General features: G+C 36.0%; 14 protein-coding genes. All 14 read left to right on the forward strand.

Annotation, left to right across the window (positions count from 1 at the left end):
- The first annotated feature begins 10 nt into the window (after positions 1 to 10).
- The 14 genes from DW019_RS01865 (at position 11) to nusA (ending at position 15,253) form a co-directional block, all read left to right on the forward strand.
- The gene (locus DW019_RS01865; protein WP_118442342.1) at positions 11 to 985 is read left to right on the forward strand and encodes a hypothetical protein; all 975 of its coding nucleotides are present in this window, start codon (positions 11 to 13) and stop codon (positions 983 to 985) included.
- A 174-nt stretch (positions 986 to 1,159) separates the two neighbouring features.
- Positions 1,160 to 2,035: a sigma-70 family RNA polymerase sigma factor gene (locus DW019_RS01875; RefSeq protein ID WP_118442344.1), complete on the forward strand. Its 876-nt coding sequence runs from the start codon at positions 1,160 to 1,162 to the stop codon at positions 2,033 to 2,035.
- A 104-nt stretch (positions 2,036 to 2,139) separates the two neighbouring features.
- Positions 2,140 to 2,373 carry a hypothetical protein gene (locus tag DW019_RS01880; RefSeq protein WP_118442345.1) on the forward strand — a complete coding sequence of 78 codons (234 nt, stop codon included), beginning with the start codon at positions 2,140 to 2,142 and terminating at the stop codon, positions 2,371 to 2,373.
- A 13-nt stretch (positions 2,374 to 2,386) separates the two neighbouring features.
- Entirely contained in the window at positions 2,387 to 3,655 is a 1,269-nt protein-coding gene (locus DW019_RS01885) for a hypothetical protein (RefSeq protein ID WP_118442346.1), read from the forward strand.
- 84 nt (positions 3,656 to 3,739) lie between these two features.
- Complete coding sequence (locus DW019_RS01890) at positions 3,740 to 4,591, forward strand: hypothetical protein (protein ID WP_118442347.1); 852 nt, start codon at positions 3,740 to 3,742, stop codon at positions 4,589 to 4,591.
- A gap of 81 nt (positions 4,592 to 4,672) precedes the next feature.
- On the forward strand, positions 4,673 to 5,035 hold the full coding sequence (locus DW019_RS01895) for a hypothetical protein (RefSeq protein ID WP_118442348.1): 363 nt from the start codon (positions 4,673 to 4,675) through the stop codon (positions 5,033 to 5,035).
- 740 nt (positions 5,036 to 5,775) lie between these two features.
- Positions 5,776 to 9,093 carry a DNA polymerase III subunit alpha gene (dnaE, locus tag DW019_RS01900; protein ID WP_243024082.1) on the forward strand — a complete coding sequence of 1,106 codons (3,318 nt, stop codon included), beginning with the start codon at positions 5,776 to 5,778 and terminating at the stop codon, positions 9,091 to 9,093.
- A gap of 139 nt (positions 9,094 to 9,232) precedes the next feature.
- Positions 9,233 to 9,394, forward strand: a complete 162-nt coding sequence (locus DW019_RS14925; RefSeq protein ID WP_182431015.1) for a hypothetical protein — start codon at positions 9,233 to 9,235, stop codon at positions 9,392 to 9,394.
- 168 nt (positions 9,395 to 9,562) lie between these two features.
- Positions 9,563 to 9,880 carry a hypothetical protein gene (locus DW019_RS01905; RefSeq protein ID WP_118442350.1) on the forward strand — a complete coding sequence of 106 codons (318 nt, stop codon included), beginning with the start codon at positions 9,563 to 9,565 and terminating at the stop codon, positions 9,878 to 9,880.
- Positions 9,881 to 9,891: 11 nt separating this feature from the next.
- Entirely contained in the window at positions 9,892 to 10,242 is a 351-nt protein-coding gene (locus DW019_RS01910) for a hypothetical protein (RefSeq protein ID WP_118442351.1), read from the forward strand.
- A 39-nt stretch (positions 10,243 to 10,281) separates the two neighbouring features.
- Positions 10,282 to 11,493: a site-specific integrase gene (locus DW019_RS01915; RefSeq protein ID WP_118442352.1), complete on the forward strand. Its 1,212-nt coding sequence runs from the start codon at positions 10,282 to 10,284 to the stop codon at positions 11,491 to 11,493.
- 300 nt (positions 11,494 to 11,793) lie between these two features.
- Positions 11,794 to 13,497: an endo-1,4-beta-xylanase gene (locus tag DW019_RS01920; protein ID WP_182431016.1), complete on the forward strand. Its 1,704-nt coding sequence runs from the start codon at positions 11,794 to 11,796 to the stop codon at positions 13,495 to 13,497.
- Between the two features lie 149 nt (positions 13,498 to 13,646).
- Positions 13,647 to 14,141, forward strand: coding sequence for a ribosome maturation factor RimP (gene rimP / locus DW019_RS01925; protein ID WP_118442354.1), 495 nt, complete (start codon positions 13,647 to 13,649; stop codon positions 14,139 to 14,141).
- A gap of 50 nt (positions 14,142 to 14,191) precedes the next feature.
- Positions 14,192 to 15,253, forward strand: coding sequence for a transcription termination factor NusA (gene nusA / locus DW019_RS01930; RefSeq protein WP_022375799.1), 1,062 nt, complete (start codon positions 14,192 to 14,194; stop codon positions 15,251 to 15,253).
- Positions 15,254 to 15,257 lie beyond the last annotated feature (4 nt).

Here is a 15,257-nt window from a genome sequence, read left to right on the forward strand (position 1 = left end):
AGGAAGCAAATTGATATATTTGCAGAAAATAGCATTTCTCAAAAACAATCTTAAAAGATGTTATTCTGAGAGGTCTTTAAAACCACCGACCTCACTAACAAAAATTTATAATGATAGTCTTCAGGGCTTGGCTGAGTTGGGATTGGCTCCAGAAGATGGAAAATACATCTTTGATGATGGGACATCTTATGAGGTTACAGATTATGCTGCATCTTTGATTAAAAAGATTTTGTCAAAGCATACTACTTCAAACAATGCAATAGAAGTAACAAAAGTTGCGGTAAAACCAAAGGAAGAAAAAAAATTACCGCAAACAGAAGAATTACCGGAAGTTGTTTTGGAAAAAGATATACCAGATGCAGTCCAGCCGGTAGTAGAACAGCAATGTTCTGAACAGGTAATTATGTTGGCTAAACGAGAATTAAAATTGGTTAACAAGAAAGACCCGACAGATATTAAAGATGTGTCTTTTACGGTAATTCCATTGTCCATAATGGATAATGCAGTTGCAGCAGACATTGCCGTTATATGTTCTGTTAACAATACGGTGACACAATTTGTATCCGAAGTGCGAAAAAAGAGCATTACCGTTTCTGCGGATGGCACCGAATTTGCAATTCGTGGGCAGTTCCAAAATCGGAGATTTAAAGTTTCTATATTCCCATTAGGAAGAGCAAATGCGGACTATACGGTTACAGAAAATGTAAAAGATGAATTTGATGAAAATGCATTGCCGGAAATTTACCAGCAATTGTATCAAAGAAAAATTGGTGAATCTGTATTAACGATTTTGCCATTGTCCAAAATCAATGCTCCAAGTGGACGTTGTAACTGTATTGTTGTGCAGGAAGATGGCAGCAATCGTCAAATTCATAGCATGGCAGAAAAAGAAATTCTGTATGTGTTTATCAATAACACGAAATACAGAATTTATGCAGTCTGGAAAGGCAAGGTGTTTGACATTGCTATCGAAAAAGCAGACTGAGGAAATCTTTGAAAAATGGCAGCCGGAGATGCAAAGACTTAAAAGCATTGACGTTTTTAATAAAATGTCTTTGCATCTTATCAACGCCAAAGACGTAAAAGAAACGCTTGATTACATTGAATTGTTACAAAAAACCGACAATTATTTTGTCGAAATACTTAAAAGGAGGAAATTATGAAAGATGTCGTAGCTGCTCCAGAGGAGTTGAATTATTGGATTAAACGGATGGATGATTATCATTCAGGCCACAAACAAGAAGTTTGCAACGAAATTTTTGGTCTGTTAGAAAAGTACATCCACAGTGTAGCTCATTCCTTCAAAGGATTAGAGCACGATGACCTTTTTGCAATTGGGTCATTGGCTCTTGTCGAGCAATTAGAAAAATACAATCCGCGTGAACAAAAAGTCGTTCCAATGACCTATATGAAACGACACTTGTATGGGGCAATGTATAGTGCGGTTGCTGAGGAGTTAGGGCTATCAAAAAATGATGCTTCAATTGGGAAGCAAATCAATAAAGCTGTTGCAGAACTTGAAGAAAGGGATATTGAGCCAACAGTATCCAATATTGTTCGTTGGATTAATCGTCCACGAATCACAGAAGAAGTTGTGTATAACAACTTAAAAGTAACAAGGAGAGCAAGTAATATCTTGCATTTAGACACAGAGATTGACGAAAAGCAGCATACTGTCGCTGACACGTTAGCAGCTCTTCAGTCAAATCCAGAAGAAATTTTTCTGGAAAAAGAAAAAATAGATTTGGTTCGAGATGCAATTAATTCTCTTACTGAATTAGAAAGCAAAGTAATATCATTGTGTGAGTTGCAAGAATGCTCGTTAGCCAAAACGGCTGAGTTACTTGGTGTTTCGCCAACTGAGGTAAAAAAGGCGCGAACAAGCGCTATTATCCGCTTACATAATAATTCTAATTTGAATTTTTATGTAAAAAGAGCCGCCGGCGGAGAGAATTTTGATTATTGCGATTGCAATATTAACATTTCTTTTCGTGATACAAACTCAGATGAGGAAGAGACATTTTTGTTTTTGTAATTTGCTATAAGAAAGGGTCTCTTGTTATAAGAGGCCTTTTTTCTTTACGCTAATGAAAACAGACATATTATAAATATCAATAAAACAAGAAGGAGGTCGATATTATGACAAATTCAACATCATGTAAGGCTAGAAAAAATGCCATTTGTATATTGGCAAATATTGACGCCTTATATAAGGAAGGAGAAATTTCCCTTTTTGAATATCAATCTTATCAAAAATTGTTCAAAGAGGGGCTGGAACTGAATGATATTTCCATTTTTCGAACGGAAATTGAAAATCGAATGATGTTTTTGAAAAACACATTTCATTTTCAAACCATTATCAACTTATTATAGGAGGACAAAAAATATGAAAAATTTATCATTGGACAAAATGTCTATGACAGGGGTAGGAATGAAACGTTTACGTGAAGCAATTGAATTGATTTCTGGAGCCACAGAGTGCATTCCGGTGTCTACAAATTCGGCAATCGAGCATCCGCATGATGGCATTTACTTTATTGAAAATTATGACAAAGAAAATGGAGTGTTAACCGTAATCGCTGGTGCTGCTAAGCAGCGTATGAATATTGGAACCTCGAAAAATTCTCTTATTTTCGGGGAAAAAGCAGACGAAATAATAAAAGAGGCGTTAAGCACTTCTCGTATGTTGTTGTGCTTTTATGGAAGAACATATTTTGTTTCATCATCCGCTTTTTTGACACTTGCACAGAGATTAGATATAGGAGCAGATGCACTTCGACTTACTGTGCCGGAAAGAGACTTCTTTATCGCACAGATAATGATGAGAAATGCTAGTATCTGGAAATTATGTGTAAGAAGTTTAGCGAAAGACGAGAAAAAGATGTATAAAATATTCGCTGTTCATACGGATAAATATGAATACATTTCTCAGGAATTGCTACTTGAAATCTGCGAAAATTTATGTTCCCCAGATTGCGAGAAACTTTTTAATGCACCTGGGAAGGTAAAAAGATATGAAATCACACATGATTTCACATCAATCATGGTAGAATATCCGGATGCTGCAAAAGAAGTGGCAGAAACTTATGGATTAAAAGATATGATTCCATGCATTCGCATCTCAACTAGTGATACGGGTAAAGCTAGTTTTGTATTTGAAGCATTATGGAAACATGGTAAATCTTATTCTGTATGTGACTCATTTTCTTGCCCTCACCGTGGAGAAAACGCAAACCGTGAGACTTTACTTCCAAAGATTTCGCAGAAATTATTTCCAAATTATTCTAAATTACCGGAGAAATTATTGGAATTGATGAATTATGAAATCGTTCCAGCTTGTAAATTTGATACCGGCCGTGAAAGCATGATTGCATTTTTGAAAAAGATGCATAAAGAGATTAAATTTACTAAGACGCTCACAAAAAGAACAGAAATTCGCATTCGCGAGTTGATTGCTGACAGTTTCGATTACGATACTGCAATTTCGGCTTTTGATATTGCAATGTGTTATCTTGGATTGCCGGAACGTATTGGAGGCTTATCAAAATCAGACATTACTATGTTAGAGAGGCTGTGCGGTAATGTTCCATTTGCTAAAAGTATGGTTTCAGGAAATAAAGAAAAAGAAGAAAAAGATATTTATTTGACTGCTTAATTCTTATGTTGTTTTTTGCAGCATAGGGATAGCAGACATATTAATAATGTCATTAAAAAATAACAAATAAGGAGGAATATAATTATGGCAGAAACAAATGTAAATGTAAAACCTTTTGTAAAAAGAGGTAATATTGAAGTGTATGCCGGCAAAGTTGTCGGAGTATATGATGGCAAAGGCGGAGCGGCGGGAAAGCTGAAAAATCTTTGCTTAAATGTTAAGTATTATGATGGCAAAACCAAATATGGGAATATTTTTATTCCATTTTGGAAAGGCGCAAACTTTGATGCAATGGCGATGCTTGAAAAGGCAAAACTGCAGAAAGACCAGTATATTATGGTTTCAACGTTCCGAAATCAGAAAGGAAATTTGTCTGGTGGTCGAATCGTAAAGGGTTCTGGAATTATCAATATTCCGAAGTCAGAAGATGACAAGTATGACACAAATGTATTGATGGGAACCATAGTAAACGTTCGTAAGAACGAGGAACGCGGCGTAACAAATGTTAATTTGCTCGTCACAGGGAAAATACCAAATGGCAAATTTGATACTATTAATGCAGAAGTTGCTTTTTGGAATACAGATAAGAAAAAAGAAGCAGATAATGCAGCTAAATTGCTCGCTGAAAAAGATGGAAAATATCCACGTATTGTTATTGCAACAGGCTCTCAGGATGAAAATTTTTCTACTTTTACTTTGGAAAGTGGAGAAACCGGATATGGGACTTCATTTAAAGGAAATTCTTATTTTGATTTTGCTATTGGTAACACAGAAAACAAGACTACACCGAAAACAACGTCAAATACAACATCGGAAGCAGTATCTGATGTAGCATCGGAAGCAGCCCCTGAAGCGCAGGATGATTTCATGAACATTCCGGATGGCATTGAAGATGGCTTACCATTCGCAACTGACTTGCCGGAATTTATGCGCTAAGTTGAATGTCATAATTAAAAAGGGTCTAGTTATACTAGGCTCTTTTTTTATAGGAGGTAAATTATGTAAGGAGGATTTAAAATGAATCAGATGACTTTATTGGATTATTTAAACACAGACAGCAAACCGGTTGTTCCCTTTTTTGCATTAACAGAATATGCTAAAAGAGGAAGTTTAATGGCCGGAAGTAAAGACAGGATTCGCCATGCATTCTCAACGCTTTTACTTCGTTCTGAACGAATCCAATTTCTTAAAAATGAATATGGCGTATCAGGATATGGTGGTCCGTCCAATAAGCCTTGTACAATTCATCATGTAAATGTAAGCGCAAAAGGACATGAAGTATCTTATAATGACGGAAATGGAGTTTGTCATAATGTTTTTTTCTCTTATGCTGAATTAGAACAGGAAATTCAACGATTAATTCAAGAGGGAGAATATTAAAATTAAGAGCCGGAAAATTCCGGTTCTTTTTTCTTATAATATGAAATTCATTTTTAAATAAAACAGACATATTAATAGTAAGAATAATAGAAAGGATGATGAAATTGGTTGAATTACATATTCATACAGAAGATAGTCAGTATGATTCTGTTGTAAAAATGGAAGATTTAGCAAAAAGATTAAAAGAATTAAATTGTACAAAAATTTCTATCACGGAGCACGGGACATTAACATCTGTTGATGTTGCAAAACAAATCTTTGACAATTATCAGATAGAATACGTTCCGGGAGTTGAAGCGTATGTAAGATTATCTCCGACTGCCCCGGAAGGAAGATGTCATTTATGTTTATACGCAAAAGATGATATAGGATATCATGCAATCAGCAAAGCAGTAACGAAGTCTTTTGAACTTATGGAGCGAAAGATTCCTGTGATGGATGAAAAAATATTAAAAACATATTTTGATACCGGGATAGGACATGACCATGTAATAGCATCTTCTGCCTGTATTTCAGGTGTTTTGGCAAATGTTTTGCAAATCAATGAGCACGCAGAGAGGGAAATTAAGAAAATAAAAAATAATTTACAGAAGAAATATGGAAAAATTGAACTGAGTACACCATCTAACGAAACGGTTAAATTATTGGACGAGCAAATTCAGTTGTTGGAGGCCGAAATTACACGACTAAAACCAATTGCAGAAAAGAAGTATGGAAACAAATTAAGGGGCATCAAAAAAATGGAAAAAGACCCGGATTTTCAGTCTTTGTGGGACGCCTTGCAAAAGGAGATGCAAGAAACAGAGAAGGCGGCTGCTCGTTTAAAAGAAGTAAAAGCAGAAAAGAAAACAAAAAAATTGCAACGAACAAAGGCTAACAATGAATACAAAGACCAAATGAAGAAGTTTGATAAAATTTCTGATTCTATTGCCAAGATTAAAGAATTAGAAAATATGAAGCAAAACAGTGATGATTTATATGAATTAGCCAAAGAACGTGCTTTATTTTACCAAAAAGTATTTGGTGCCGGTAATTTTTATATTGAATTACAAAATCATCATATGGAAGAGGAAAAGCGGGTATTTCCAATTTTATTAAAACTCGCAAAAGAGTTAGATATCCTAGTAGTGGCAACAAATGATGCGCATATGGTGAATGGTTCTGAAGAAAGTAGACGAGCAAGACAGTTGATTCGGTCTATGCGTTACATCGAAAGTAAAAAGTCTGGTCAAATGTGGCAGGAGGAAAGCATCGCAGATAAAGAACTATATGTTAAATCAGAAGAGGAATTAAAAGAGGTATTACTTGAGATTATGTCTGAATCTGATGCTAATATCGCAATTGCTAACCGTAGCCGGTTGTTGGATAACTGTCATGTAGAATTAAAATTTGAAGAGCATTACCCTAAATATCCATCAGAGCATTTGGAAGAAAGCAGTGAAGAATGCTTAATTCGTAAAGCCAATGAAGGAATTGCTAAATACTTTCCAAATGGCTTTGACGAGGAACACCAAAAGCGAATGGAAACGGAGCTATCGACCATGTGCAGCATGGGATTCGCCGATTATCACTTAATCGTGCAAGATTACTTAAATTATGCCAGACTGTTAGGAAAATTTGATTTTCGTCAGTTGCCGGATGGTTTTTTCGAACACATTTATGATATTCCTTGGTTACAGGAAAAAAGTAAAGGTTTACTAGGGATTGGTGTTGGACCGGGAAGAGGTAGTGCTGTCGGTAGTTTGGTCTGTTATCTTTTGGGTATTACCAGTGTTGACCCGCTAAAATATGGACTATTGTTTGAACGTTTTTTGAATCCGGAACGTGTTTCAATGCCGGATATTGATGTAGACTTTGCAATTCATTTAAAACCGTATGTGTATAATTACGTTGCTCATAAGTATGGAGCAGACCATGTTTGTCATATTATGACTAAAAATACGATGCAGATAAAAAAATCAATTGACAACTGCTCAAAACTTTTAGGTGATAGACTATATAGCAAAACAACTTATTTTGATGCTCCGGTAAAACGGCTAAAAGCTATGATTTATGACGATAAGTTTCCAAAGGAATCAGAAGTTAAACAGGCATTTCCTAATGATAAAAACATTTTGCGTATTTATCAAGATGCTAAATTGGTTGTTGGAACATTTGTATCATATGGGATGCACGCCGGCGGCGTTGTTATTTCGGATACAAAAGCGGTAAAGGAACATGTTCCCTTGATGCTAGACCCATCCGGCGAATGGAAAACACAATGTGATATGATTCAGGTAGAAGAAAAGCATGGCCTCCTTAAAATGGATTTTTTAGGATTAAGAAACTTAAACATTATTTCAAATACTTTATGGATGATTTTGAAAACCAAAGGGAAAAAGATAGATATAAATACAATTCCATTTGAAAAAGAAGTGTTTGAGTCGATTTATGGAGAGGGAAATACAAATGGCGTTTTTCAGGTAGAAAGCCCAGGGATGAAGGATATGCTTCGAAAAGCCAGACCAACTTGTATTGAGGATATCATTATCTTGATTTCCATGTACCGCCCCGGACCAATGGATTATCTGCCGGAGTTGCTAAAGGTAATGAGCGGAATGAAGCGTCCGGAGTATCTTATTCCAGAATTAAAGCCAATTCTAGGAAATACTTATGGAGCTATTGTGTATCAAGAGCAAGTAATGCAGATTTTTCAGCAGCTAGCCGGATATTCATTGGGCGGAGCTGATTTAGTTCGGCGAGCCATGAGTAAGAAGAAAATGGATAAGCTGCAAAAAGAAGAACCGGCTTTTTTATACGGAGATGAATCCAGAGGCATTATTGGGTGTGAAAAAAATGGAATTCCAGTAGAAAAGGCTAAGGTTTTGTTTGACCAGATGCTTGAATTTGCGAAATACGCATTTAATAAATCACATGCGACAGCCTATGCTATTGTTTCATATCAAACGGCTTGGTTAAAATACCATTATCCGGAGGAATTTCTTTGCGTAAGCATGGGATATGTAGATAAAAAAGAAGCTCGAAAAGCCTTTTTAACAGATTGTCAGGCATTAAATATTGAAGTGTGTTTGCCGAATATCAACAATTCAAAAGCAGAGTTTTCTATTAAAAATGGAAAAATACTTTTTGGATTAAGCTATGTGGCTAACGTAGGAACAAAGGCAAACAAAATCGTAGAAGAAAGAAAAAATAACGGTAAATATACGTCATTTGAAGATTTCGTATCAAGAACCTGCATTTCTGGTAATACATTATGCAATCTAATTATGACAGGAGCGTTTGATTCTTTTGGGATTAGCCGGAAAGCTTTGAAAGAAAAAGCACAAACGTGTGATTTTATTGAAGCAGTTAAGAAGATTAAGGACAAGAAAAAAATCCTTGCAAGCGAAGATTTAACGGAAAGAAGACGAAAAAATGCAGAAAATGCAATTCAATCGGCGATTTGTTTACTGAAAATACCTAAATCTTTTGAGCAAGATGACTTATTAAATAATTTGATAGCAGAAAAAGAATATTTAGGCATTATGTTATCTGGCCATCCAATGGATGATTATGGTACACCGAATGAATTATGCGTAACCAGTCTTGCGAATGTAATTCCGACTAACGATGCTGCAATTGCCGGAGTTATTACAGACCTTCGAGTATTAGAAGGACGTAAAATGGCGTTTTTTACATTGGATTCAAAAGAAGGAACACTGCCGGTATGCGTATTTAAACGAGCCTTTCAGTTTTGTCGCGACCTACTAGCAGAAAACCAACCAGTTAGAATAACCGGCAAAATTACAACGAAAGAAGATAATTTTAATGGAGAGAACAAACTAATTCTCGAAATGATAACCGAAAAAATGGAATCTTTAGAACGAAAGAAAAGAGACATTATAGTATATGGAGAGCCGGGAAAAGAACATGAGATATTTAATAAATTGCAAAAATATCTAAAAAATACCGGTGGTTCGCCTTTAATTTATTTCAACCCGACTAAGGGATTTATAAAAACCGGAATGTTTGTTCAAAATTCTATATTGGAATCTGATTTAAACGTAGAACAAAGATAGGACCTCTTAATTGAGGTCTTTTCTTATTATGTCTGTCCACCGGACTCTGTAAAAAATGCTCATAATATGGTTTTTGCTTTAGGCTGAAACAGACATATTAGTAGTATAAAAAAAATAATTAACAGAAAGAGGTGATTTTATGGCAACAATTATTTTTTTGATAAAAGCAATTATTATCATATTTTTGGTTGGAGTTTTAGGAACTTTTACAATTGGTGCATTTAGCTTTTATTCAAGCTTTGATATAGATGAAGGATTAAAAGACGTAGATTTTGAGAAAATTCACGAAAGGAGGAAATAATATGATTTCAGGAATTATATTGCTAATTGCGTCATTGATAATGCTGGCTATACTTGTGACTATCCTTGTGCTTGAGATTAGAGCTCTTGTGCTTGAGATTAGAGCTCTTTCAAAATAGGGCAAGGAAGAAAAAGACGCCTAACGGAACAAGGAAAGGATTCGTAATATATGGAAGAATTAATAGAAGAAATAAACGAATTGATTACGGACGATACTAGTCCGGATTACGACCAGGCAATTTATGATGTAAAAAAGGTATTGATTCAATATCAAAATGATATGGATGAAGAAATTGAATATTTGGCTGCCTTGTTAGCAAAATTCGGATGTATAAATGAGGGATATTGTAATGAATGTTCCGGCCAATGCCCTTTAGAACAGCCTAAAAAGAAAAAACAAAAACGATTTTTAAATCGTGTTTCGTCCAATGTTAAAAGAAACAGTGTAGGGTGGTTTGATAGTTTTAACGAAGTATTTCGAAGATAGGAGGATTTTATATGATAGTAAAAAACATTTGGAGTAAAATTAAAATTTATTGTGCTTGTCATGAGGAGCCAGTAGAATTAGTGCCAAATCAAAATGGAAGCACCTTGTTCTATTCTTGCCCTAAATATTATGGAACAAATCGTAAACCGGGTGAGCGGGCTTGTACAAATCGTATTAGCATGGATGATTATCAAGCGTTAGTAGAGCACATCGGAAATAAAGTATATGAAAACGAAGAAAACCGAGTTTCGGAAAACTTAACTGGTCATCAATGGAAGAAAAGAAATATTGAATATGAAGTTATTCGAGAAAAAGATGGTTATTTTGATGTGAATGTAAAAAATCGGGCAGCATTAAAATAATATCACATTAATATAATACATAAAAAGGACGGTCTTTAAATGACTAATATAGATATACCAAAAAGCGAAATATTGCAATATGCTATAGATAATGATATGATAGATTCTGTATTTATACAGGAACAAATTAAAATGCAAAGAAATGAAGAACTATTAAGTAAGCATCCATACAAGATATGGAAAGGAAAGGACGGTAAATGGTACTCTTATTTTCCAGATAAGGAAAAAGGCAGGGTACTAAGAAAGAGAAATACAGAAGAACTTATCAAGGATGAAATTATAGCATACTGGAAAAAACAAGAGAGCAATCCAACAATATCTGATATATATTCAGAATGGATAAATGGAAAGGTTCAACGAGAAGAAATCACAAAAGCAACGAGGGACCGGTATAATCGGCAATACGAACAATGCTTTTTAGATTTCGGCAAACATAAGATAAAAAGTATTTCAGAGTATGATATAGAAGAATTTGTTCTTGATGCCATTTATAATTGCAAATTGACGCAAAAAGGATTTAGTAATCTAAGGACTTTAATACTTGGCATATTTAAGTTGGCAAGACGAAAACGGTTGGTATCATTTAGCATTTCCGAATTAATGAACGATATGGATATTTCAAAAAAACTATTTCGTAGAAATGTTAAAAGTGATGACGAGCAAGTCTTTACTACCGATGAGTTGCCAAAAGTTTTAGATTATCTAAAAGAAAATCCAGATATAGTAAATCTTGGTATTTTCTTATTATTTAAGACTGGTTTACGAATTGGAGAGCTCGCAGCACTCAAAAAAACTGACATTACGCAAAATGTAATTCATATTTCAAAAACAGAAATTCATTACAACGATGATGCGGGGAATATAGTTTACGAAGTGAGAGATTCTCCTAAAACTGAGGCCGGAATCCGTGATGTTGTTGTCCCAGACAGCGGAATAAGGATTCTAAATCGAATAAGGCTATTAAATCCGTTTGGCGAATACTTATTTGAACGAAGAGGAAAACGAATCCGTACATATGTTTTTCGCGAAAGATTAAGGAATATTTGCCGGAAACTTGACATCACGATGAAGTCTCCGCATAAAATCAGGAAAACATATGGAAGTATATTGATTGATAACAATGTCCAAGAATCCTTGGTTATTAACCAAATGGGACATACGGATATTAAGACAACTAAAAAGCACTATTACAGGAACCGAATGAACTATACCGAAAAAAAGAACATAATCAATCATGTTGCGGATTTGTGATTTTACACAAAGGTAATCAAAAAGTAATCAAAAGTAATCAAAGAGAAAAGTTAAAAACAACGAATTTACGTTGGTTATGGCGTTTTTTGAAGGGGTTCGATTCCCCTACGGACTACTATATTTATTTAAAATTTTTTTAAGAAAGGTCAGGAGATCTTTCTTTTTTTTCTGAATTCATGCCACCATATACAGACCATTTCACTTTTAGAATAGAATAGTACATTTATGTTGACACTGACAGTATATATAATATATTATATAGTCATAGACATTATACATGCGAAGGAGGCATTATTTATCATGAGAAAAACAAAGGTGGTACTCGCCAAGGTTCTCACAGCGGCAATGGTTATTAGTTCATTTGCCGGAGTACAGGGGATTACATCAGAGGCGGCTGCCAAGCCGAAACTATCAAAAAAGAGCGTATCAATTACGGTTGGGAAAACAAAAAAGATTACCGTAAAGAATGCGAAGAAGTATAAAGTATCATGGAAGATGAAAAGTAAAAAGGTTGCATCTTTCAAAAAGAGCGGTAAATATGCAGTGAAAGTGACGGCAAAGAAAGCCGGTAAGACTACTTTGACAGCAATAATTAAAAAAGGTAAGAAAACAAAGAAGCTGGTTTGTAAAATTACGGTGAAAAAGAAAGCACCTAAAGTGACTAAGACCCCGGTGAATACGCCAATAACATCACCTTCCAATGCGCCAAAGGCAACGGAAGTGCCGATAGTTAAACCGACGGCAACCGCAACTGCCGAACCACAGGATACGACACCGGCAATGAAAGAAATTTTTAAAGGTGTGATTGACAATGTCGGAACATGTTTGACTTATAACCAGACATGGAATAAGCGTAAGGAAATGCAGGATGCAAGTACCATGGAATTTGTCGACAAACATTTCAATAGTTTTACATTGGAAAATGAAATGAAGCCGGATAACATGCTGAATAAAAAGACTACAATTTCTGTTGCAGATGCCAAGGCAAAAGGATATGTGATTAGTGACGATTACAAGGAATCCACAGTTCCGGAACTTACATTGGAAACGATTGATGGTGTACTTGCAATTGCCAAACAGCATAACATCCGTATGCGTGCACATACTCTGATGTGGCATCAGCAGACACCAACATGGTTTTTTAAGAAGAATTACGATGATGACGAGGCGGTTGTAGATGAAGCAACGATGAATGCCCGTCTTGAATTCTTTGTTCGAACAGTAATGAGATATACGATGCAGAAAGAAAAAGAATTGACCGGAGAAGTTGGTTCAATCGTATATGCATGGGATGTGTTAAATGAATACATTCATCGTTCGAATGCTGCCGCAGCGACAACATGGGTTAGTGTATACGGTGATATGGGATTGAAGCCTACATATGTAAAAGCTGCATTTGAATATGCTTATGACGAATTGAAAAAGGAAAATGTTCAGGATAAAGTTACGTTGTTCTACAATGATTATGATACATATTTTAGTGTAGACGATGAACTTGCCCTTATTTCCTATATTAATGAGGGAGAAGAAGCGAAAATCTGTGGCGGTATCGGTATGCAGAGCCACGTGGATATTAAGCGTCCGACTCTCGAAGAGTATGGAAATGCATTAAAAGCATTTATTAATGCAGGACTCGAAGTTCAGATTACGGAGCTTGATATTACGATTAATTTTGATACGGACGAAACCGATGGAAGAACGCCGACATATGCTTATAAAAATGAAAAGGAAACTGAAGCTGACCAGGCTGCCTTTACAAAAGATTTTATTAAGCAGATTGTGGATATTCAGAAAAACCGTGACAAGACCATAAGCCCGAAAGGAATTACCGGCATTACGGTATGGGGAATCAGCGATCAGACATCCTGGCGCGGCAGCTGCAAGCCGCTATTCTTTACAAGGAAGAGCGCAAGAGTTAAGGATGAGACAACCGGTAAGTACAAAACGGTATATACTTATGTACCAAAGAAGTCTTATGAGGCAATGATTGAAGCATTAAAATAAAAAAGTTCTTGCCAAACATAGGAAATTGTGTTACTTTATTATATGAAGATACTGTTAATTGATATGAGTGGACTTTGGTCCACTCATTCTTTTCGTGTAGATTCAAATACAGACGGAAGTCATTCCGGCTAAAGAAAAGAGGTTTTGAATTGAGTAAACATCAGGACTATGTACAAAAGACAGAGGCTTTAGTAGAGCCGATTCTGCAAAAATACCAATTTGAACTGGTAGATGTGGAATTTGTCAAGGAAGCGGGAAACTGGCATCTTCGGGTTTATATTGATAAGGAAGGCGGTATTACAATTGATGACCTTACCCTTGTAAATCACGAGCTGAGTGATGAGATGGACAAAGATGATTTCATTGAGGAATCTTATATTTTGGAAGTCAGTTCGCCGGGATTACTGCGCCCGTTTAAGAAGCCGAAAGACTTTATGAGAAACATCGGTGAGGATGTGGAGATGAAATTGTTTTCACCGGTTACATGGGAAGAAAAAGGTAAAAAATATTCAGCCAAAGAATTTGTTGGTGTATTGAAGGAATATCGGGAAGATACGGAGACGATTGTTCTTTCAATGGATGACAGAGAGATGGAAACGCCGGTCAAAGAAATTGCGCTGATTCGCAAATATATAACTTTTTAAGTCGTTGCAGACATACGATAGAATGATTGAATAGGAGGATAATAGAAAAAATGAAAAAGACAGCAGCAAAGAAAGGAAATCCGGAATTAATTGAGGCATTAAATGCCATTGAGAAAGAAAAGGATATCAGCAAAGAGATTTTGCTTGAGGCTATTGAAAATTCACTTGTGGCAGCATGCAAAAATGAGTATGGAAAAGCGGATAACATCCGTGTGAATTTAGACCGTGAGACAGGCGAGTTCCATGTGTATCAGGATAAGGTTGTCGTAGAAGAAGTAGAGGATGCCATGCTTGAAATGTCTCAGACAGAGGCAGAGGTGAAATATCCGGGAACCGGACTTGGTGAGACCGTCAGTATTGAGGTGACACCGAAAAACTTTGGACGTATTGCAGCCCAGAAAGCAAAACAGGTTGTTGTTCAGAAAATTCGTGAAGAAGAAAGAAAAGTGCTGTTTGAGCAGTATTATGAAAAAGAGCATGATATTGTAACCGGTATGGTACAGCGTTATAACAATGGAAATTATAATGTAAATATTGGCAAAATTGATGCCGTACTTACCAAACAGGAGCAGGTTCCAAGTGAGCACTTTGAGGCACATGACAGAATTAAGCTTTATGTAACAGAAGTAAAGGATACACCAAGAGGACCGAGAATTGTGATTTCACGTACACATCCGGAACTGGTAAAACGTTTGTTTGAATCCGAAGTTGCTGAAATTCAGAGTGGTGTTGTGGAAATTAAAAATGTATCCCGTGAAGCAGGTTCCCGTTCTAAGATTGCGGTTTACAGCAACAATCCTGATGTGGATGCCGTAGGTGCCTGTGTTGGTATGAACGGTGCGCGTGTCAATGCTGTAGTTGATGAGTTATATGGAGAAAAAATTGACATTGTAGAGTGGAACGAAGATCCGGCTATTTTCATTGAGCATGCTCTCAGCCCATCCAAAGTCGTATCGGTTACGGTTGATCCTAGCGAAAAGAGTGCAGAGGTCATTGTTCCGGACTATCAGTTGTCTCTTGCCATTGGTAAAGAGGGTCAGAATGCAAGACTGGCTGCCCGATTGACAGGATACAAAATCGATATTAAGAGCGAAACACAAAGTTTATCGTAAGTTC

Source organism: Clostridium sp. AF37-5 (assembly GCF_003477605.1).
In the GTDB taxonomy this organism is placed as follows: Bacteria; Bacillota; Clostridia; order Lachnospirales; family Lachnospiraceae; genus Eubacterium_F.